The 18443-nt window shown below is 71.8% G+C and carries 19 protein-coding genes; 7 read left to right on the forward strand and 12 right to left on the reverse strand.

Going from position 1 to position 18443, the window contains the following annotated elements; all coding sequences use genetic code 11:
- Positions 1 to 14: 14 nt before the first annotated feature.
- The 3 genes from DC008_RS22820 to DC008_RS22830 are packed head-to-tail and all read right to left on the reverse strand — an operon-like array spanning position 15 to position 3073.
- Entirely contained in the window at positions 15 to 1148 is a 1134-nt protein-coding gene (locus DC008_RS22820; protein WP_108708552.1) for an Mrp/NBP35 family ATP-binding protein, read from the reverse strand.
- 43 nt (positions 1149 to 1191) lie between these two features.
- Positions 1192 to 1788: a DUF1003 domain-containing protein gene (locus DC008_RS22825; protein ID WP_108708553.1), complete on the reverse strand. Its 597-nt coding sequence runs from the start codon at positions 1786 to 1788 to the stop codon at positions 1192 to 1194.
- On the reverse strand, positions 1778 to 3073 hold the full coding sequence (locus DC008_RS22830; RefSeq protein ID WP_108708554.1) for a magnesium transporter MgtE N-terminal domain-containing protein: 1296 nt from the start codon (positions 3071 to 3073) through the stop codon (positions 1778 to 1780). Before DC008_RS22830 ends, DC008_RS22825 begins: the two co-directional genes overlap by 11 nt.
- Before the next feature lie 232 nt (positions 3074 to 3305).
- Between DC008_RS22830 and DC008_RS22835 the strand changes: the two genes are divergently transcribed.
- Positions 3306 to 4055, forward strand: coding sequence for a hypothetical protein (locus DC008_RS22835; RefSeq protein WP_108708555.1), 750 nt, complete (start codon positions 3306 to 3308; stop codon positions 4053 to 4055).
- A gap of 238 nt (positions 4056 to 4293) precedes the next feature.
- On the opposite strand, the gene DC008_RS22840 is transcribed toward DC008_RS22835, so the two are convergent.
- Positions 4294 to 4803 (reverse strand): hypothetical protein, encoded by a 510-nt coding sequence (locus DC008_RS22840; protein ID WP_108708556.1) that lies wholly within the window; start codon positions 4801 to 4803, stop codon positions 4294 to 4296.
- Positions 4804 to 4835: 32 nt separating this feature from the next.
- Positions 4836 to 5951: a magnesium and cobalt transport protein CorA gene (locus DC008_RS22845; RefSeq protein ID WP_055621880.1), complete on the reverse strand. Its 1116-nt coding sequence runs from the start codon at positions 5949 to 5951 to the stop codon at positions 4836 to 4838.
- Positions 5952 to 6454: 503 nt separating this feature from the next.
- Here DC008_RS22845 and DC008_RS22850 point away from each other — a divergent pair.
- Complete coding sequence (locus tag DC008_RS22850) at positions 6455 to 7039, forward strand: suppressor of fused domain protein (RefSeq protein ID WP_108708557.1); 585 nt, start codon at positions 6455 to 6457, stop codon at positions 7037 to 7039.
- Positions 7040 to 7069: 30 nt separating this feature from the next.
- Here DC008_RS22850 and DC008_RS22855 read toward each other — a convergent pair whose 3' ends face one another.
- Entirely contained in the window at positions 7070 to 8296 is a 1227-nt protein-coding gene (locus DC008_RS22855) for an MFS transporter (RefSeq protein ID WP_108708558.1), read from the reverse strand.
- Between the two features lie 165 nt (positions 8297 to 8461).
- Between DC008_RS22855 and DC008_RS22860 the strand changes: the two genes are divergently transcribed.
- The 3 genes from DC008_RS22860 to DC008_RS22870 all read left to right on the forward strand — a co-directional run bounded on the left by DC008_RS22860 (position 8462) and on the right by DC008_RS22870 (position 10793).
- Complete coding sequence (locus DC008_RS22860; protein WP_108708559.1) at positions 8462 to 9103, forward strand: DUF6758 family protein; 642 nt, start codon at positions 8462 to 8464, stop codon at positions 9101 to 9103.
- Positions 9104 to 9216: 113 nt separating this feature from the next.
- Positions 9217 to 10074, forward strand: a complete 858-nt coding sequence (locus tag DC008_RS22865; protein ID WP_108708560.1) for a PHP domain-containing protein — start codon at positions 9217 to 9219, stop codon at positions 10072 to 10074.
- Between the two features lie 113 nt (positions 10075 to 10187).
- On the forward strand, positions 10188 to 10793 hold the full coding sequence (locus DC008_RS22870) for a MarC family protein (RefSeq protein WP_108708561.1): 606 nt from the start codon (positions 10188 to 10190) through the stop codon (positions 10791 to 10793).
- 84 nt (positions 10794 to 10877) lie between these two features.
- Here the strand turns inward: DC008_RS22870 and DC008_RS22875 are convergent, their stop codons facing one another.
- Entirely contained in the window at positions 10878 to 11030 is a 153-nt protein-coding gene (locus tag DC008_RS22875) for a hypothetical protein (RefSeq protein WP_107096745.1), read from the reverse strand.
- A 239-nt stretch (positions 11031 to 11269) separates the two neighbouring features.
- On the opposite strand from DC008_RS22875, the gene DC008_RS22880 reads away from it, so the two are divergent.
- On the forward strand, positions 11270 to 12163 hold the full coding sequence (locus DC008_RS22880; protein ID WP_108708562.1) for an NYN domain-containing protein: 894 nt from the start codon (positions 11270 to 11272) through the stop codon (positions 12161 to 12163).
- Here DC008_RS22880 and DC008_RS22885 read toward each other — a convergent pair.
- Together DC008_RS22885 and DC008_RS22890 are read right to left on the reverse strand one after the other, a co-directional pair.
- Positions 12160 to 13041 carry an alpha/beta fold hydrolase gene (locus DC008_RS22885; RefSeq protein WP_108708563.1) on the reverse strand — a complete coding sequence of 294 codons (882 nt, stop codon included), beginning with the start codon at positions 13039 to 13041 and terminating at the stop codon, positions 12160 to 12162. The two genes, DC008_RS22880 and DC008_RS22885, sit on opposite strands and share 4 nt — an antisense overlap.
- A gap of 108 nt (positions 13042 to 13149) precedes the next feature.
- Positions 13150 to 15420 (reverse strand): DEAD/DEAH box helicase, encoded by a 2271-nt coding sequence (locus DC008_RS22890; RefSeq protein WP_108708564.1) that lies wholly within the window; start codon positions 15418 to 15420, stop codon positions 13150 to 13152.
- Between the two features lie 478 nt (positions 15421 to 15898).
- Between DC008_RS22890 and DC008_RS22900 the strand changes: the two genes are divergently transcribed.
- The gene (locus DC008_RS22900; protein WP_108710817.1) at positions 15899 to 16654 is read left to right on the forward strand and encodes a ferritin-like fold-containing protein; all 756 of its coding nucleotides are present in this window, start codon (positions 15899 to 15901) and stop codon (positions 16652 to 16654) included.
- Positions 16655 to 16691: 37 nt separating this feature from the next.
- Here the strand turns inward: DC008_RS22900 and DC008_RS22905 are convergent, their stop codons facing one another.
- The 3 genes from DC008_RS22905 to DC008_RS22915 all read right to left on the reverse strand — a co-directional run bounded on the left by DC008_RS22905 (position 16692) and on the right by DC008_RS22915 (position 18214).
- Positions 16692 to 16961: a hypothetical protein gene (locus DC008_RS22905; protein WP_108708566.1), complete on the reverse strand. Its 270-nt coding sequence runs from the start codon at positions 16959 to 16961 to the stop codon at positions 16692 to 16694.
- A gap of 227 nt (positions 16962 to 17188) precedes the next feature.
- Complete coding sequence (locus DC008_RS22910; RefSeq protein WP_055621890.1) at positions 17189 to 17416, reverse strand: DUF3107 domain-containing protein; 228 nt, start codon at positions 17414 to 17416, stop codon at positions 17189 to 17191.
- Positions 17417 to 17572: 156 nt separating this feature from the next.
- Positions 17573 to 18214 carry a TetR/AcrR family transcriptional regulator gene (locus tag DC008_RS22915; RefSeq protein WP_055621891.1) on the reverse strand — a complete coding sequence of 214 codons (642 nt, stop codon included), beginning with the start codon at positions 18212 to 18214 and terminating at the stop codon, positions 17573 to 17575.
- Positions 18215 to 18443 lie beyond the last annotated feature (229 nt).

Genomic DNA, 18443 nt, shown 5'->3' on the forward strand with positions numbered 1-18443 from the left:
GGCAGGTCAGAACCTCAGAACTTGTTCTTCGGCGTGATCCCCAGCGACAGGCCCGACAGGCCGCGCTGGCGGCCGCCCAGCTTGCCCGCGATCGAGCGCAGGGCCGCGCCGGCCGGGGAGTCCGGGTCGCTCAGGACGACCGGCCTGCCCTCGTCGCCGCCCTCGCGCAGGCGGACGTCGATCGGGATGCTGCCGAGGACCGGGACGTTGGTGCCGGTGGTGCGGGTCAGGCCGTCGGCGACCGTCTGGCCGCCGCCGGTGCCGAACACGTCGACCATCTCGCCGCAGTGCGGGCAGGGCAGGCCCGACATGTTCTCGACCACGCCGACGATCTTCTGGTGGGTCTGCACGGCGATGGAGCCCGCGCGCTCGGCGACCTCGGCGGCGGCCTGCTGCGGGGTCGTCACGACCAGGATCTCGGCGTTCGGGACCAGCTGCGCGACCGAGATCGCGATGTCGCCGGTGCCCGGCGGCAGGTCCAGGAGGAGGACGTCGAGGTCGCCCCAGTAGACGTCGGCGAGGAACTGCTGGAGCGCGCGGTGCAGCATCGGGCCGCGCCACACCACCGGCGCGTTGCCCGGGGTGAACATGCCGATGGAGATGACCTTCACGCCGTTCGCCGACGGCGGCATGATCATGTTCTCGACCTGGGTGGGCCGCCCGTCGGCGCCCAGCATGCGCGGCACGCTGTGGCCGTAGATGTCGGCGTCGACGACGCCCACCTTCAGCCCGTCGGCCGCCATGGCAGCGGCCAGGTTGACCGTCACCGAGGACTTGCCGACGCCGCCCTTGCCGGAGGCGACCGCGTACACGCGGGTCAGGCTGCCCGGCTTGGCGAAGGGGACCTCGCGCTCGGCCTGGCCGCCGCGCAGGGCGTTCGCCAGCTCCTTGCGCTGCTCGTCGCTCATCACGTCCAGCGTGACGTCGACCCGGGTGACCCCCTCGACCGCGGCGACGGCGTCCGTCACGCGCTGGGTGATCGTCTCGCGCATCGGGCAGCCGGAGACCGTCAGGTACACCGTGACCGCGACCGCACCGTCCGCGCCGATCTCCACCGACTTGACCATCCCCAGTTCGGTGATGGGGCGGTTGATCTCGGGGTCGTTCACCGTCGCCAGTGCCTCGCGCACCGCGTCTTCCGTAGCCATAAGGACGATGGTACGGCCCGGTAGCCTCGCCCCGGTAAGGCCGTCAGCGGTCGTCTACGTCACGTCCCGGCGACCGTTCCGCCGGGAATACGCCGCGATCATGGTGCCCGTTGCGCCGCGCGTCCAGCTCCTTCACCAGGTCCTGCAGCTCCGAGCGCATCCAGTCGCGGGTGGCGACCTCGCCCAGGTTGACCCGCAGCGCCGCGACCTCGCGGGTCAGGTACTCGGTGTCGGCGATCGACCGCTCGTTCTGCTTGCGGTCCTGTTCGAGGTTGACCCGGTCCCGGTCGTCCTGCCGGTTCTGCGCGAGCAGGATCAGCGGGGCCGCGTACGACGCCTGCAGGGACAGAGCCAGGGTCAGGAAGATGAACGGGTACTCGTCGAAGCGCAGCTCGCTGGGTGCCGCGATGTTCCACAGCACCCACAGGATGATCACGACGGTCATCCACACCAGGAACCGCCCGGTGCCGATGAACCGGGCGATCCGCTCCGACAGCCGCCCGAACGCGTCCGGGTCCCACTCGGGCAGGATGCGGCGGCGCGGCGGGCGCGGCTGGTCCAGCCGGGTCCGCGGTCCCCGTCCGGCGGCGGTCGCGCCCGCCGCCGCGCGCTCGCGTCCGCCCTCGCGCTCAGGAGCCATCGGCGCCCACCCCCTTGCCGGAGTCCTCCTCCAGGTGGAACTCGGTCTCCCGCCAGTCGTCGGGCAGCATGTGGTCCAGGACGTCGTCCACGGTGACCGCGCCCAGCAGCGACCCCGAGTCGTCCACGACGGGCGCCGCGACCATGTCGTACGTGGCGAAGAACCCCGCGACGACCGGCAGCGTCGCGTCCGGCTCCAGGGCCTCCAGCGCCTCGTCCACCATCGAGCTGACCAGGGTGTACGGCGGGTCGCGCAGCAGCCGCTGGAAGTGGACCGTGCCGAGGTACTTGCCGGTGGGCGTCTCGTCGGGCGGGCGGCACACATAGACCTGCGCGGCCAGGGCCGGGGACAGGTCCGGGTGCCGGATGCGGGCCAGGGCGTCGGCGACGGTGGCGTCGGGCCGCAGGATGATCGGCTCGGTCGTCATCAGACCGCCCGCCGTGTGCTCCTCGTACGCCATCAGACGGCGCATGTCGGCCGCGTCCGAGGGCTGCATCAGGTTCAGCAGCCGCTCCTGCTCGTCCAGGGGCAGCTCGCCCAGCAGGTCGGCCGCGTCGTCGGGGTCCATGGCCTCCAGGACGTCGGCGGCCCGCTCCTGCTTCAGCTTGCCGAGGATCTCGATCTGGTCGTCCTCCGGCAGCTCCTCCAGCACATCGGCGAGGCGGTCGTCGTCCAGAGCGGCGGCGACCTCGGCCCGGCGCTTGGGGGAGAGGTGGTGCAGCACATTGGCGAGGTCGGCGGGGCGCAGCTGTTCGAACGTGGCCAGCAGGTTCTCCGCGCCCTGGCCCTGCTCCTCCAGGGAGAACCCGGTGACGGCCGACCACTCGACCGTCAGTGACTCGCCCTTGGCCCGCCGGAAGGCGCCGCCGCGACCGCCCTTGCGGACGAACACCTTGTCGATCTCCCAGTCCCGGCGGGCGGGCAGCTGCTGCACCGACAGGTCCAGGACGGTGACCTCCTCGTCGGTCTCGACCAGCTTGACGCGCCGGTCGAGCAGCTCGCCGAAGACGAGGCGCTCGGTGGGCCGCTGCTCGAAGCGGCGGACGTTGAGCACCCCGGTGGTGATGACCTGGCCGGACTCGATGCTGGTCACCCTGGTCATCGGCAGGAAGATCCGGCGCCGGGTGGACAGTTCGACCACCAGGCCGAGCAGTCGCGGCGGGCGCCGGCCGACCCGCAGCATGACGACCAGGTCGCGCACCCGTCCGACCTGGTCGCCGTTCGGGTCGAACGCGGCGACACCGGCCAGGTGCGAGACGAAGATGCGGGGCGCGCCGGCTGCCATGGCTGAGGCTCCTCTCCGTGCGGGGTCGGCCGAGTCACTGGTGGTTCTGTGGCGGGTGCCGCGCCGGGGGCGCCCTTTCCGAATTGCCCGCTCGGGTGGGCTTCAGGCTAGCCCGTCCGGATCCGGTCCGCCCTGGTGAGCGGTCCGGACGGACTGACTCCGCCCAGGCCCCGACGCCCCGGTACGCTGCCGTACGCCGCTCGGGTCCCACGACAGAAAGGCAGCCCCACCTGTGACCGCGATTCCCCACGGCCGCTCCCGCAAGGCCGCGCTGGTGTCCGCCATGTGCGCCCTTCTCGTGTCGGCGGCGGGGCTGACGGGATGCAGCAGCGAGGACCCCGACGCGGGGACGAACGGGGTCGGCAAGCTGCCGCCGGCCGAGATCCAGCGCAAGACCCGGGCCGCCGCCGACTCCGCCCAGGCCGTGCACCTCTCAGGGAACGTGGTCACCAGCGGACGCACCTACAAACTCGATATGCGGCTGAAAGCCGACGGGGCGACCGGATCGGTCACCGCCCAGGGGTCCACGTTCCATCTGCTGCGCCTCGGCGAGCAGCTGTTCCTGAAGGCCGACGCCGGCTTCTGGAGCGACGCCGGCACCGACGGCAGGACGGACGCAGCCGCCGTCGACAAGCTGGACGGCAAGTATGTGAAGGTCCCGCAGGGCGACCCGGCGTACAAGAAGTTCAGCGGCTTCACCGAGAAGGACGTGCTGTTCGACGGGCTGCTGGCGCTGCACGGCGAGGTGACCACGGACGGGCACCACGAGCAGGCGGGCCTGAAGACGATCCGGCTCTCCGGCGACGGCGGGGACGGCGGCACCCTGGAGGTCTCCCTGGAGGGCAAGCCCTACCCGCTGCTGCTGACCCGCGCGGGCGGCGCCGGCACCCTCACCTTCTCGGCGTGGGGCAAGGACTTCCCGCTGCAGAAGCCGAACAAGGACGACACCGTGGACTACGGCAGGCAGCTGCCGTCGTCCTGACCTGCCGCTAGGCCGTGTCCGCAAAGTCCCGCCTGCCGTTCGACGCCCGGCACTCCCCCAAGCTCTTCGAGCAGGGGGACCCCCACTCGCCGCACCGGCCGGCCACCCGCGTACAACCAGTACGCGGGAGCCCGTCCGGCACTCCCCCAGCTCTTCGAGCAGGGGGTACCCCCAGAGCACGCACCGGACGCCGCTCGGCCCGCCCTACGGGCGGACGACGCGACTTTACGGACACGACCTAGGGCTTGCGGCGCTTGGCCAGAAGGCGGGGCAGGCCCGCGGGGATCGGCCGACGGGTCGTCGCCGGGGTCGGGACGGGGACCTCCGCGAGAGAGCCGTCGGGCAGCGGGGCCGGCGCACCGGCCGGCTCCAGCCGCAGCACGCGGCACTCGCGCGCCCAGCGCTCCGGCATCGCCTCGCCGTCCGGGGCGTTCAGCCGCTTGCCCTTGAGGTCGGCGACCGCGGCCTCCCACGCCTCGCTGCGCGCCGCCAGCTCGACGACCCGGGCCGGCCAGGAGACCAGCCGGCCGCCCTTGTCCTTGCTGCGCACGGTGACCTCGACGGTGGCCCCGTCGGCCAGACCCGGCAGCGGCTGCTCGCCGGGGCCGTCGCCCACGACACACGCGGCACCCTCGTGCCACACGTGCCACAGCGCGCGGGCCGGGACACCGGGTGCCGCGACCCAGACGAGGCCGGACTTCTTCGTGGCCTCCTCGACGAGGGCCTGGTCGAGCAGCTCGCTTGTCATGGCCCAAGCCTATCCAGCGGGGCCCGGCCGGATCAGAGCCAGCCGTTGCGCTTGAGCGTGCGGTGGATGCCCAGACAGATGGCGACCGTGACGCTCATGATCACCGGGTAGCCGTACTTCCAGTGGGTCTCCGGCATGTAGTCGAAGTTCATGCCGTACACCCCGCAGACCATCGTCGGGACGGCGATGATCGCCGCCCAGGAGGTGATCTTGCGCATGTCCTCGTTCTGCGCGACGGACGCCTGCGCGAGGTTGGCCTGGAGGATCGAGTTCAGCAGCTCGTCGAAGCCGATGACCTGCTCGTGCACGCGCGCCACATGGTCGGCGACGTCCCGGAAGTACTTCTGGATGTCGGGGTCGATCAGCCGCATCGGCCGCTCGCTGAGCAACTGCATCGGACGCAGCAGCGGCGACACCGCCCGCTTGAACTCCAGCACCTCGCGCTTGAGTTGGTAGATCCGGCCGGCGTCCGTGCCGCGCGGCGCGCCCTTGCGGCCCGGCGAGAACACCTCGGTCTCGACCTCGTCGATGTCGTCCTGTACGGCGTCGGCGACGGCGATGTAGCCGTCCACCACATGGTCGGCGATGGCGTGCAGCACCGCGGACGGGCCCTTGGCGAGCAGCTCGGGGTCGTCCTGGAGGCGGTGCCGCAGGGCCCGCAGCGAGCCCTGGCCGCCGTGCCGGACGGTGATGAAGAAGTCCCGGCCGGTGAAGCACATCACCTCACCGGTCGCCACGACCTCGCTGTTGGCGGTGAGCCGGTCGTGCTCGACGTAGTGGACCGTCTTGAACACGGTGAACAGGGTGTCGTCGTAGCGCTCCAGCTTGGGCCGCTGGTGGGCCTGCACGGCGTCCTCGACGGCCAGCGGGTGCAGCCCGAACTCGCTGGCGATACCGGCGAATTCGGCCTCGGTGGGCTCGTGCAGCCCGATCCAGACGAAGCCGCCGTCGCGGCGCACCTGGCGCATCGCCTCGTGCGGCGTCAGCGGGGTCGTGACGGGGACACGGGCGCCGTCGCGGTAGACGGCGCAGTCGACGACGGCGGAGGGCGTCGCGGGGTCGCGGGTGGTCTCGTACGGGCCGCTGTCCTTGCGCAGCGAGATGCGGGACGGACGGACCACGGCACGCAGGTCGCGGATCATCGACATGAGCAGGCTCCTTCGCGACGGGCAACGAAGCGCGTGCGAACCGCGGCACGGGTGGAACTGCCCGGAATGAGGACGTCCTGACCTCAGGATGTTTGGTACGTCCACAAAGCGGGGAGCACCGCACCGTTGCGGTGATGGGCTTCGTTGCTGAAACAGATCAGACGATCAGGCAAAGCGAAACGAAGTGCTCTTCCGCGTCAGGAACACGAGCGTGAAAGGCGGCGGTCAGCCGGAGCCGGAACAGCCGAGCCAGCTACATCAACGGCGGGAAGAGCGAGTGGTACTGCACGGTCGACTTCGATCCATGACAGCCCCACCTCCTCCGGCCGGTCCCTCGTGAGGGACGTTCCATACCCCTAGGGGTTCCCCGTTCGGGAGTATTCAGGCGTCGGGACTCGTTCGCGATGCCTCTGCGCGCTGCCCGAACACCGGGCAAGAGTATCAGCCGACTGAAGTGTCAAGGCGCTGCTTTGCCGCGTCCTGACGAGTTCTATGCTCGCCGCATGGCTGATGTTCTTCCCCTGGTAGAGGCCCGGCTGCGCACCGCCCTCGGCGAACCGGACGCGCGCGCGGCGGTCACCTTCCTCGGCACGGACCGCATCGAGGTGCTCCGCTTCCAGGAGGGCGACATCGTCCGCTACGCCACCCTCGGCATGTCCGCGCACCCCATGGCCGACCCGACGGCCGTGGTCGCCGACCCCGTCAAGGGCCCCCGCGCCGAGCTGGTCCTCTCCGTGCGCGCCGGCGTCGCCGACACCGGCAAGGTGCTCCGCCCGCTCGCCGTGCTCGCCGCGTCCCCGCAGGTGGAGGGTGTCGTCGTGGCGCCCGGCGCCTCCCTGGACGTCGGCGAACCGCTGTGGCCCGGTGCCCCGTTCACCTCGGTGCTGGTCGCCGAGCCGGGCGGCCTCGTCGAGGACCTGGAGCTCGACGCTCCCCTCGACCCGGTGAGCTTTCTGCCGCTGCTCCCGATGACGCCGAACGAGGCCGCCTGGAAGCGTGTGCACGGCGCCCAGGCCCTTCAGGAGCGCTGGCTGACGCACGGGACGGACCTGCGGGACCCCGCCCGCGCGTCCGTCCCGCTGACGTGAGCGATCTCACCAACCGGTGGCTGAAAAGCGTCAGTTGACGAAGACGCCGACACCGTCCCGGGTCGCGTGCCGGGGCGCGGCCTCCTCGGCCCGGAGCGTGAGCGCCCCGCGGCGCACGAGGACCACGAGCGCACCTGCCACCGCCGTGACGGCCGCCACCACGAAGGGGATTTGGAGGCTGCCGGTCCACTCCTCGATCCGCGGGGCGAAGAACGGCGCCGCGGCCGCCGCGAACCAGCGGACGAAGTTGTAGCCCGCGCTGGCCACCGGGCGCGGCGCGTCCGACACGCCGAGGGCCAGCTCCGTGTAGACGGTGTTGTTCACCCCGATGAAGGCACCCGACAGGATGGTGCAGACGACCGCGGTCGTGTGGTCGCCGTAGCCGAGCACGAGGACGTCCGCCGCGAGCAGCACGAGCGAGCCGCCGAGCACCCGCAGCGAGCCGAACCGCTTCTGCAGACGCGGTGCCACGATCACCGAGAACACGGCGAGCAGCACACCCCAGGCGAAGAACACCGCACCCGACCGGTACGGGCTCATGTCCAGCACGAACGGGGTGAAGGCCAGCACCGTGAAGAACGTGTAGTTGTAGAAGAACGCCGAGGCCGCCACCGAGGCCAGACCGCCGTGGCCGAGCGCCTTGACCGGGTCCAGGAGCGACGTTCTGCGGGCCGGCCTGGGCTGCTCCCTGAGGAACGCCGCGATGCACAGGAAGCCGACGGCCATCAGGAAGGCCGTGCCGAAGAACGGGTAGCGCCAGCTGGCGTCGCCGAGCAGCGCGCCCAGGAGCGGCCCGCACGCCATGCCCAGGCCGAGGGCGGACTCGTACAGCAGGATCGCCGCAGCGCTGCCGCCGGCCGCCGCTCCGACGATCACCGCGAGGGCGGTGGACACGAAGAGCGCGTTGCCCAGGCCCCAGCCCGCCCGGAAGCCGACCAGTTCCCCGACCGAGCCGGAGGTGCCGGAGAGCCCGGCGAAGACGACGACCAGCGCGAGACCGAGCAGCAGCGTCCTACGGCCGCCGATACGGCTGGAGACGAAGCCGGTGAGCAGCATCGCCACGGCGGTGATCAGGAAGTACGAGGTGAAGAGCAGCGAGACCTGGCCGGCCGTGGCGTCCAGGCCGCTCGCGATGGACGGCAGGATCGGGTCGACGAGCCCGATGCCCATGAAGGCGACGACGGACGCGCCGGCGGTCGCCCAGACGGCCTTGGGCTGCCGGAGGATGCCGCCGGATCCCGCGTCGAGGGGGTCCATGCCGTTCTCCAATCAGGACGGGAAGCAGTCGGTGGTACCCGCACAGATTAGGTTAGCTAGTCTAATTAATGCAAGTTACATCTAAATTTTCGCACTCCCTGTGTTTCCGTCCGGACGGGTGATCGTCCTTGACGTGGGGCGGAAGGGGTAGGACCGTGGGGGCCTATGAGGGGCGAACCCAGTTGCCCGAAGTGTGGTGGCCGGGTCAGGGCTCCCGGACTCTTCGCCGACACCTGGCAGTGTGACGTGCACGGCACCGTGCATCCGGTGCAGCCCGTGATACCGCCCAGTGTCGAGGCGCTCGGCGTGGTCGTGCACCGCACGCGGGTGCCCGTGTGGATGCCCTGGCCGCTGCCGATCGGATGGCTGTTCACCGGCGTCGCGAGCGCGGGCGACGACCGCAGTGGCGGACGCGCGAGCGCCGTCGCCTGCTCGGGTCCCGGACCGCTCGGCGGCACGGGCGAGCTGATCCTGGTCGCTGAGGAGCTCGGCGTCGGCCTCGGTGCCCGCTACGCCGGGATCGACGGACCCGACCCGGGCTCGTACATCGACGTCGAGAAGCCGCCGCAGGCCAAGGTCCTCGCCGCGGGCCGCCCGACCCCGCTGTGGCATGTCTCCGGCACCCCTGACGACCGCGCCGTCTTCGCCGGTGAGGCGCTCGGGATGTGGGTGTGGGCCGTCGTCTGGCCCGAGCAGTCCGGGCTGCTGATGTACGACGAACTCGTGCTGACCGACCTGCGGGACGCCGGGGCCGAGGTGGAGCTGGTGCCCTGCGGGGCGCTCTCCCCGCGTCTGCTCGAACCGTAGACGCCCGCCCCATGTAGGGGGCGCCGGGGCCGTACGGGTGTGACAGGCGGGTCCGGGAAATGCGGCTATCCTTGTGCGGTCCCTTCCGTGCCGTCCCGACTGGAGTCCGCGTCGTGCGTATCGACCTGCACACCCACTCCACCGCGTCCGACGGCACGGACACCCCCGCCGAGCTGGTGCGTCACGCCGCCGAGGCAGGGCTGGACGTCGTGGCCCTCACCGACCACGACACGACCCGCGGCTACGCCGAGGCGATCGCCGCGCTGCCGGAGGGGCTCACGCTCGTCACCGGCGCGGAGCTGTCCTGCCGGGTCGACGGCATCAGCATGCATCTGCTGGCCTACCTCTTCGACCCCGAGGAGCCCGCCCTGCTCGCCGAGCGCGAGCTGGTGCGCGACGACCGGGTGCCGCGGGCCAAGGGCATGGTCGCCAAGCTGAACGCGCTGGGTGTGCCCGTCACCTGGGAGCAGGTGAGCCGGATCGCCGGCGGCGGCTCGGTCGGCCGCCCGCACGTCGCCTCCGCGCTCCTCGAGCTCGGTGTCGTACCGTCCGTCGACGAGGCCTTCACCAAGGACTGGCTGGCGGACGGCGGCCGGGCCCATGTGGAGAAGCACGAGACGGACCCCTTCGAGGCCGTCCGGCTGGTCAAGGCCGCCGGAGGCGTCACCGTCTTCGCCCACCCCGCCGCGAGCAAGCGCGGCCGTACGGTCCCTGAGTCCACGATCGCCGAGCTGGCCGCGGCCGGACTCGACGGGATCGAGGTCGACCACATGGACCACGACGCCGGCACCCGCGCGCGGCTGCGCGGACTCGCCCAGGAGCTCGGGCTGCTGACCACCGGCTCCAGCGACTACCACGGCAGCCGCAAGACCTGCGTCCTCGGCGAGTACACGACCGACCCCGAGGTGTACGGCGAGATCACGCGGCGGGCCACCGGCGCGTTCCCCGTCCCCGGTACCGGCGGAGTCTGAGCACCCTCACCCGCCCGTCCGATCCACCCGGCGCCGTCCGCCGTGCCCACCCCTGCCCGCCTCGCGGGCGGCCGGTCACGGCGGCACGCCCCTGCGCAAGGCACAGCTCACCCATGTTCGACGTCGCCGTCTTCGGCTCGCTCTTCCTCACCCTGTTCGTGATCATGGATCCCCCCGGGATCACCCCGGTCTTCCTGGCGCTCACCGCCGGGCGGCCTGCCAAGGTGCAGCGCCGGATGGCGTTCCAGGCCGTCTGCGTGGCGGGCGGGGTCATCGCGGTGTTCGGCCTCCTCGGCCACCAGATCCTCGACTATCTGCATGTCTCGATCCCGGCGCTGATGATCGCCGGCGGTCTGCTGCTCCTGCTCATCGCGCTCGACCTGCTCACCGGCAAGACGGACGAGCCGCAGCAGACCAAGGACGTGAACGTCGCCCTCGTCCCGCTCGGCATGCCGCTGCTCGCCGGGCCGGGCGCGATCGTCTCCGTGATCCTCGCCGTGCAGAAGGCCGACAGCGTCGGCAGCCAGGTGTCCGTGTGGACGGCGATCCTCGCCATCCATGTGGTGCTGTGGCTCGTGATGCGGTACTCGCTGCTGATCATCCGGGTCATCAAGGACGGGGGAGTGGTCCTCGTGACCCGGCTCGCGGGCATGATGCTCTCCGCGATCGCCGTCCAGCAGATCATCAACGGCGTCACCCAGGTCATCCAGGGAAGCTGAGACCCCAGGACTCCCGGACACACCAAAGGGCCCCGTACGCGTCGTGCGTACGGGGCCCTGAAGCTTCGCGTCGATCCGCGCGCGTTACGAGGCCGTGGTGTCGGCCGGGCGGATCCAGAGTCGCTGCCCTGTGGCGGCAGCCTGCTGAACGATCCGGTTGACGGAGGCGGCGTCCACGACGGTGCTGTCCACGGGCGTGCCGTCCAGCTCGTCGAGTCGCATGATTTCGAAGCGCATATGGCTTCTCCCTTCGTCTGGTCATCCTCCTGAGGAGAACATCTGGGTGGAGGGCCCCGCGAGCGAAGTCGCTCCCGGTTCCATAGGTATCCAACGGCTCGCGTGTTACGAACATTCCCTACGCTAAAGAAATTTTTCGAACGACTAACTACTGACCGGTAAGACAACTGCGAACGATCAAGCAGAGACCGACCGGGACCGGTTGTGTTCGCAGCGTGACCGCCGGGACAATGGAGGCGATGAACGACGACCTGGCGGCGCTCGCCGCCCGCATCGACCACACGAACGAGCTGCTGCTCCGCATGCTCGCCGAGGTGGCGAAGACGCCCTCCACTCACGCGATCTTCGTCGACGCGGGCTACCTCTACGCCGCCGCCGGGCGCCTGGTCGCGGGCACCGAGGACCGCCGGGCCTTCGACCTGGACGCCGAGGGGCTGATCGAGGCGCTCATCGACCGCGCCCGCACGATCTTCGCCGACAGCCGGCTGCTGCGCGTCTACTGGTACGACGGCGCCCGGCGCCGCATCCACACCGCCGAGCAGCAGTCCATCGCCGAGCTTCCCGACGTCAAGGTCCGCCTCGGCAACCTCAACGCCAACAACCAGCAGAAGGGCGTCGACTCCCTGATCCGCAGCGACCTGGAGTCCCTCGCCCGGCATCGTGCCATCAGCGACGCCGCCCTCCTCGGCGGCGACGAGGACCTCGTGTCGGCGGTCGAGGCGGCCCAGGGATACGGGGCGCGTGTGCATCTGTGGGGCATCGAGGCGCCCGAGGGCCGCAACCAGGCCGAGCCCCTGCTCTGGGAGGTCGACAGCCAGCGCACCCTCGACCTCGACTTCTTCAAGCCGTACGTCTCCCGGCGCACCTCCGCCGCCTACGAGGCCGTGGCCGCCCGGCCCACCCGGGAGGACGTGCGGTTCGTCGGCGCCCAGATCGCGGCCAAGTGGCTCGCGGCACGCGGACGCGAGTCACTGGTCGAGCTGCTGCCCGGCCACCCCTACCTCCCCGGCTCCGTCGACCAGGACCTCCTCGTCGAGGCCGAGGGACTGCTCCAGTACTCCCTGCGCGGCCAGGCCGACCTGCGCCGCGCCCTGCGCGACGGGTTCTGGGAGCACCTCCAGGCGCAGTACTAGAGGGAGTCGACGCGGTCCCAGAAGTCGGCCGTCGCGCGGGCGGTCTGCAGCGGCTGGTCGGCGTTGGGGGAGTGCTCGGCGCCCGGGATCACCGTCCGGTGCGCGTGCAGCCGTACGGCCATGTCGTCCAGGACCGAGACCGGCCAGGTGTCGTCGCTGGCCCCGGACAGGACGTGGAACGGCAGCGGCAGCGCGGCGAGTTCGTCCACCCGGTCCGGCTCCGCGCACAACTGCCGCCCCGTCGCGAGGAGTTGAGCGGGCTTGGTGCCCAGCCAGCGGCGGCGCAGCAGCTCCTGGCCGCCGATGCCGCGGGCCGGGCCGCCGACCTCCTCGGGCGGCCCCATGGCGAGGATGGCCTCCCAGGTCTCGGCCATCGTCATCACCGCGAGCGCGTCCCGCAGCAGTTTCACGCGCTGCTGCTGGGAGTCGGAGATCTGCGCGGGACCCGACGCCATCAGGGTCAGCGACCGGAACGGCGTGTGGTCGAGGAGGAGAGCCGCGCGCGCGATCTGGCCGCCCAGCGAGTGGCCGAACAGATGCAGCGGGGTGTCCAGCGGGCCGAGGGCCGCCGCCTGGGCGAGCACGTCACGCGCCAACTCGCCCCGCTCGTAGGCGGATTCGTCGAGCTCGGGCCCATCCGACTCGTGCTGGCCGCGCCCGTCGACGGCGACCGTGCGGTAGCCGCGCTCCGCGAGCGGCCCCTGCATCAGGGTGAAGTCCTCTTTGCTGCCGGTGAATCCGGGGAGCATCAGCGCGACCCCTCGGGGCCGGACCCCGGGCGCGACGGGGCAGTCGACGACGGCGAAGGCGCCGCGGTCGGTGCGCAGCTGACAGGCGCGGGAGCCGGGGGGCGGGGTGTACACGGGTTCGGTGCTCACGAGGGGGAGGGTAACCGGTTCGTCAGGAGCGGTCCCGCGCACGGTCGCCCGGGAACGCCGACGGCCCGGCCCCCTGGTGGGTGGGCCGGGCCGTCGGTGCGGTGCGGGTCAGCTCTCCGCGGTCTCCTCGGCGGGAGCGGCGGAGGCCTTGCGGGCGCGGCGCACCTTCGGCTTCGCCTCGGCGGCCGTCTCCGCGGTCTCCACGGCGGCCGCGGTCTTGCGGGCGCGGCGGCGGGGGGCGGCCGGCTCCTCCGTGGCCTGGGCCGGGATGTCCGCGGCCTCGGCGGTGGCGGCGGCCTTGCGGGTGCGGCGCGCCTTCGGCTTCGCCTCGGCCGCTTCGGCGGTGTCGAGGGCGGCCTCGGCGGTCTTCCGCGTCCGGCGCGGCTTGGCCTCCGTGACCTCGGCGCCCTCGGAGGGGGCCTCCGCGGTGGCGGCGGCCTTGCGGGTGCGGCGCGCCTTCGGCTTCGCCTCGGTCGCCTCGGCGGTGTCGACGACTGCCTCGGCGGTCGCGGCGGCCTTGCGGGTCCGGGTCCGGCGCGGCTTGGCCTCGGCGGCCTCCGGCTCCTGAGCCGTCTGCGCCGGAATGTCGGCCCCCTCGGCGGTCGCCGCGGCCTTGCGGGTGCGACGGGCCTTGGGCTTGGCCTCGGTGGCCTCGACGGTGTCGAGGGCCGCCTCGGCGGGGGCCTCGGCCGTCGCTGCGGCCTTACGGGTGCGGCGGCGCGGGGCGGCCGCCGGGGCCTCCTCGGCCACCGGCTCCGGCGCGGCGGCGACCGGCTCGGACGCCTGCACGGCCTCGGCCACCGGCGCCGTCTGCGCCTCCGCGGACTTACGGGTACGGCGACGGCGCGGCGCCGGGGTCTCCTCGGCGGTCTCGAGAGCCGGGCTCTCGGCCGTGGCGACGGCGGCCTCGGCGGCCTGCTGCGGCGCGGCGGTCGCCGGGGCGGTCTCGGCCGCCGCTCCACCGCGCGTGCGGCGACGACGGCGAGGGGTGCGCGGCTCGGTCCCGGACTCCGCCGGGGCCGCCTCGTCCGGCGTACCGGTGACGGCGGGCGCCGACTCGGCGTCCAACGGGGTCCCGCCGCGGGTGCGGCGACGGCGGCGCGGCGTACGCGCCGGGCGCTCACGCTCCGCCGTACGGGACTCCTCCCGGCCGCCCCGGCCACCGCGACCGCGGGCACCGCGGCCACCGGTCTCGCCGAGGTCCTCGACCTCCTCCGCCGCCAGCCCGGCGCGCGTGCGCTCCGAGCGGGGCAGGACACCCTTGGTGCCGGCGGGGATCTTCAGGTCCTCGAAGAGGTGCGGGGACGTGGAGTACGTCTCCGGCGGGTCGGTGAAGTCGAGCTCCAGCGCCTTGTTGATCAGCTGCCAGCGCGGGATGTCGTCCCAGTCGACGAGGGTGATCGCGATGCCCTTGGCGCCCGCGCGGCCGGTACGGCCGATGCGGTGCAGGTACGTCTTCTCCTCTTCGGGCGACTGGTAGTTGACGACGTGCGTGACACCCTCGACGTCGATGCCGCGCGCGGCGACGTCGGTGCAGACGAGCACGTCCACCTTGCCGTTGCGGAAGGCGCGCAGCGCCTGCTCACGGGCGCCCTGGCCGAGGTCGCCGTGGACTGCGCCGGCCGCGAAGCCGCGCTGCTGGAGCTGGTCGGCGAGGTCGGCCGCGGTGCGCTTGGTGCGGCAGAAGACCATGGCCAGTCCCCGGCCCTCGGCCTGCAGGATGCGCGCGACCATCTCGGGCTTGTCCATGTTGTGCGCGCGGTAGACGAACTGCGCGGTGTTCGCGACCGTCTTGCCCTCGTCGTCCGGCGCGGTGGCGCGGATGTGCGTCGGCTGCGACATGTAGCGGCGCGCGAGGCCGATGACCGCGCCCGGCATGGTCGCCGAGAACAGCATGGTCTGGCGCCGGGCCGGAAGCAGGTTGATGATCTTCTCGACGTCGGGCAGGAAGCCCAGGTCCAGCATCTCGTCGGCCTCGTCGAGGACGAGCGCCTTGATGTGCTTGAGGTCGAGCTTCTTCTGGCCCGCGAGGTCCAGGAGACGGCCCGGGGTGCCGACGACGACGTCGACGCCCTTCTTCAGGGCCTCGACCTGCGGCTCGTAGGCGCGGCCGCCGTAGATGGCGAGGACGCGGACGTTGCGGACCTTGCCCGCGGTCAGCAGGTCGTTGGTGACCTGCTGGCACAGCTCGCGCGTGGGGACGACGACGAGCGCCTGCGGGGCGTCGGTGAGGGCCTCGGGACGGGCCCGGCCCGCCTCGACGTCGGCGGGGACGGTGACGCGCTCCAGGATGGGGAGGCCGAAGCCGAGCGTCTTGCCGGTGCCGGTCTTCGCCTGGCCGATGACGTCCGTGCCGGAGAGGGCGACGGGGAGGGTCATCTCCTGGATGGGGAAGGGATTGACGATGCCGACGGCCTCAAGGGCCTCAGCGGTCTCGTTGAGGATTCCGAGCTCTCGGAAAGTCGTAGTCAGGGTGCTGCCTCTTCTGTGTACGCGGTGCGAGGCGAGCGCGGGGGTCTTGGGACCGTGCCGGGGACGTCGGCCGCCGTACGGCGGGACCGAAAGGCACGGGACCACTGCCGACGCTCTAGCGCTCGTACCGCTGAGGGTGTCCCTCCGGTCGTCGTACGCACTGTGCCGTACGGCCTGGGAGGGCTGTCGGGTCGGAGCCAGTCGGGCCACCGACCGGGCATCCTCATAACGTGCGGCCCGTCGGGTACGTCAAAGTACTCAGCGGGCGCATTACCACCATACCCCGGAATCGCGCACATGCGATGGCCGAATTGGTCACGTAGTCGTCGTCACAGTGATTGACCAGGGACTTCCGTAAGGCATCGAGCGGGCTATTGTGCGCTTCATGACGACGCCTGACAACACCTCTGACGCCGCGGACACCGCCGACACCCCCGTCGCACGCACCGGGGTCGCCGCCCAGGACTGGGCGCGGGCCTCCGCCGACCCTCAGTACCGGGCCGCCGTCGTCGACCTGCTCGGCGCGCTGGCCTACGGCGAGCTGGCGGCGTTCGAACGGCTCGCGGAGGACGCCAAGCTGGCGCCGACGCTCGCGGACAAGGCGGAGCTGGCCAAGATGGCGTCGGCGGAGTTCCACCACTACGAGAAGCTGCGGGACCGGCTCACCGAGATCGGCGCCGAGCCCACCCAGGCCATGGAGCCGTTCGTGGCCGCGCTGGACGGCTTCCACCGGCAGACGGCCCCCTCCGACTGGCTGGAGGGCCTCGTCAAGGCCTACGTCGGCGACTCGATCGCCAGCGACTTCTACCGGGAGGTCGCGGCCCGGCTCGACTCGGACAGCCGCGACCTGGTGTTGGCCGTGCTGGACGACACCGGTCACGCGACGTTCGCTGTGGAGAAGGTGCGCGCGGCGATCGACGCCGACCCGCGCGTGGGTGGCCGTCTCGCGCTGTGGGCGCGACGGCTGATGGGCGAGGCGCTGTCGCAGTCGCAGCGTGTGGTCGCCGACCGGGACGCGCTGTCGACGATGCTCGTGGGCGGCGTCGCGGACGGGTTCGACCTCGCGGAGGTCGGCAAGATGTTCTCGCGGATCACCGAGGCGCACACCAAGCGGATGGCGGCGCTGGGCCTGGCGGCATAGCCGTGCTGCCGTAACTCGCTGGGCGACCGCTTTCTCCTCAGGCGGTCGCCGAGCGGCGGCCGAGTCTTCCCGCGGGGCGCACCAGCAGGGAGAGCGAGGCGGCGGCGACGATCCCGGCGCCGGTGAGGATCACCGCGAGGTTCCCGAAGTCCAGTGCGGTGTGCGTGACGAAGGCGCCGAAGAGGGCGCCGCCGACACCGGTCGGCAGGACCAGCGAGCGGGCGGGCATGCGGTGCGGCAGGCGGCTGTACGCGGCCCACGCCAGGACCAGGCCGAGGATCGCGGAGCTGAGCGCTTCCAAGAGCATGCTGGGGTCCCTCCCACATGGCCGACCTGCTCGAAACGGTCGTACCCCGTCATACCCCTGACCTGCGGAATCCAATCCTCCTCTGTGAACGGGCTGTGCTCCCTCAGTGGAGGAGAGCTGGAGGGGACCTGAGGGGAGGGCCGGGGGGGGGCTGTGAGGGGCAACGGGAAGGGGGCCCGGCGACCGTGGTCGCCGGGCCCCCTTCCGCACGCCCGGGCGGTGGTGCCTCAGAGTGCGCCGAAGCCCACCTTGCGCGGAGCCGGCTCACCGAGCTCCACGTACGCAAGACGGTCGGCCGGGACGAGGACCTTGCGGCCGTGCTCGTCGACGAGGCTCAGGAGCTGAGACTTGCCGGCCAGCGCATCGGACACCGCCCGCTCGACGTCCTCGGCACTCTGACCGCTCTCCAGAACGATCTCGCGGGGCGCGTGCTGCACGCCGATCTTGACCTCCACGGCTATGTCCCTCCGACGGTCAGTGAAGTGCGCGACCATGCGCGCCGTACCAGCACACATTAGCCCGGTGAGGGGATGTCCACGCATCGCCGGGCAACGCCAGGAGCGAACAGTGGACGGGAACAAATGCGCGCGTGATGCGGGAACGCACGGGGTTCAGTGGGACTCGGAGCCGTGCAGCGGGAAGCCGGCGATACCGCGCCAGGCCAGGGACGTCAGCAGCTGGACGGCCTGGTCGCGCGGCACGCTGCGGTCGCTGTGCAGCCAGGAGCGGGCCACGACCTGCGCGAGTCCGCCGAGGCCGGAGGCCAGCAGCATCGACTCCGCGCGCGAGAGGCCGGTGTCCTCGGCGATGACGTCGCAGATCGCCTCGGCGCAGTCGTTCGTGACCTTGTCGACGCGCTCGCGCACGGCGGGCTCGTTCGTCAGGTCGGACTCGAAGACCAGCCGGAAGGCGCCGCCGTCGTCCTCGACGTACGCGAAGTAGGCGTCCATCGTGGCGCGCACGCGCTGCTTGTTGTCGGTGGTCGAGGCGAGCGCGGTGCGCACCGACTGGATCAGCGACTCGCAGTGCTGGTCCAGGAGTGCCAGATAGAGGTCGAGCTTGCCCGGGAAGTGCTGGTAGAGCACCGGCTTGCTGACGCCGGCGCGCTCGGCGATGTCGTCCATCGCGGCGGCGTGGTAGCCCTGCGCCACGAAGACCTCCTGGGCGGCGCCCAGCAGCTGGTTCCGTCGGGCTCGGCGCGGAAGGCGCGTGCCCCGCGGGCGTGCCGCCTCTGTCTGCTCGATGGCTGTCACGCCGCCTCCCAAGATCGTCCACATGCGGTGTGCGCCGCGTCGCCATCGTACTTTTCGGTAACCCTGGTGTGCGCGGTGCGAGCGCAGAATTTCACGGACCGGACGGTGACGATAGTCGCACAGAAGGTTTGAAAGCCGGGTGTAATGGGCATAGGGTCCGACTTTTTCCTGCTCAGCGGCCCTGCTCCGGCGTCCGGGCAGCCCGTCGCCGGTCCCGGCGGTCCCGAGG

It is taken from the genome of Streptomyces nigra (assembly GCF_003074055.1).
Taxonomy (GTDB): Bacteria; Actinomycetota; Actinomycetes; order Streptomycetales; family Streptomycetaceae; genus Streptomyces; species Streptomyces nigra.

Bases quoted from the DNA above. Each gene is read 5' to 3' on its own strand.
- DC008_RS22820 (WP_108708552.1), bottom strand. From the start codon at position 1,148: ATGGCTACGGAAGACGCGGTGCGCGAGGCACTGGCGACGGTGAACGAC.
- DC008_RS22825 (WP_108708553.1), bottom strand. From the start codon at position 1,788: ATGGCTCCTGAGCGCGAGGGCGGACGCGAGCGCGCGGCGGCGGGCGCG.
- DC008_RS22830 (WP_108708554.1), bottom strand. From the start codon at position 3,073: ATGGCAGCCGGCGCGCCCCGCATCTTCGTCTCGCACCTGGCCGGTGTC.
- DC008_RS22840 (WP_108708556.1), bottom strand. From the start codon at position 4,803: ATGACAAGCGAGCTGCTCGACCAGGCCCTCGTCGAGGAGGCCACGAAG.
- DC008_RS22845 (WP_055621880.1), bottom strand. From the start codon at position 5,951: ATGTCGATGATCCGCGACCTGCGTGCCGTGGTCCGTCCGTCCCGCATC.
- DC008_RS22850 (WP_108708557.1), top strand. From the start codon at position 6,455: ATGGCTGATGTTCTTCCCCTGGTAGAGGCCCGGCTGCGCACCGCCCTC.
- DC008_RS22855 (WP_108708558.1), bottom strand. From the start codon at position 8,296: ATGGACCCCCTCGACGCGGGATCCGGCGGCATCCTCCGGCAGCCCAAG.
- DC008_RS22860 (WP_108708559.1), top strand. From the start codon at position 8,462: ATGAGGGGCGAACCCAGTTGCCCGAAGTGTGGTGGCCGGGTCAGGGCT.
- DC008_RS22870 (WP_108708561.1), top strand. From the start codon at position 10,188: ATGTTCGACGTCGCCGTCTTCGGCTCGCTCTTCCTCACCCTGTTCGTG.
- DC008_RS22875 (WP_107096745.1), bottom strand. From the start codon at position 11,030: ATGCGCTTCGAAATCATGCGACTCGACGAGCTGGACGGCACGCCCGTG.
- DC008_RS22880 (WP_108708562.1), top strand. From the start codon at position 11,270: ATGAACGACGACCTGGCGGCGCTCGCCGCCCGCATCGACCACACGAAC.
- DC008_RS22890 (WP_108708564.1), bottom strand. From the start codon at position 15,420: ATGACCCTCCCCGTCGCCCTCTCCGGCACGGACGTCATCGGCCAGGCG.
- DC008_RS22900 (WP_108710817.1), top strand. From the start codon at position 15,899: ATGACGACGCCTGACAACACCTCTGACGCCGCGGACACCGCCGACACC.
- DC008_RS22905 (WP_108708566.1), bottom strand. From the start codon at position 16,961: ATGCTCTTGGAAGCGCTCAGCTCCGCGATCCTCGGCCTGGTCCTGGCG.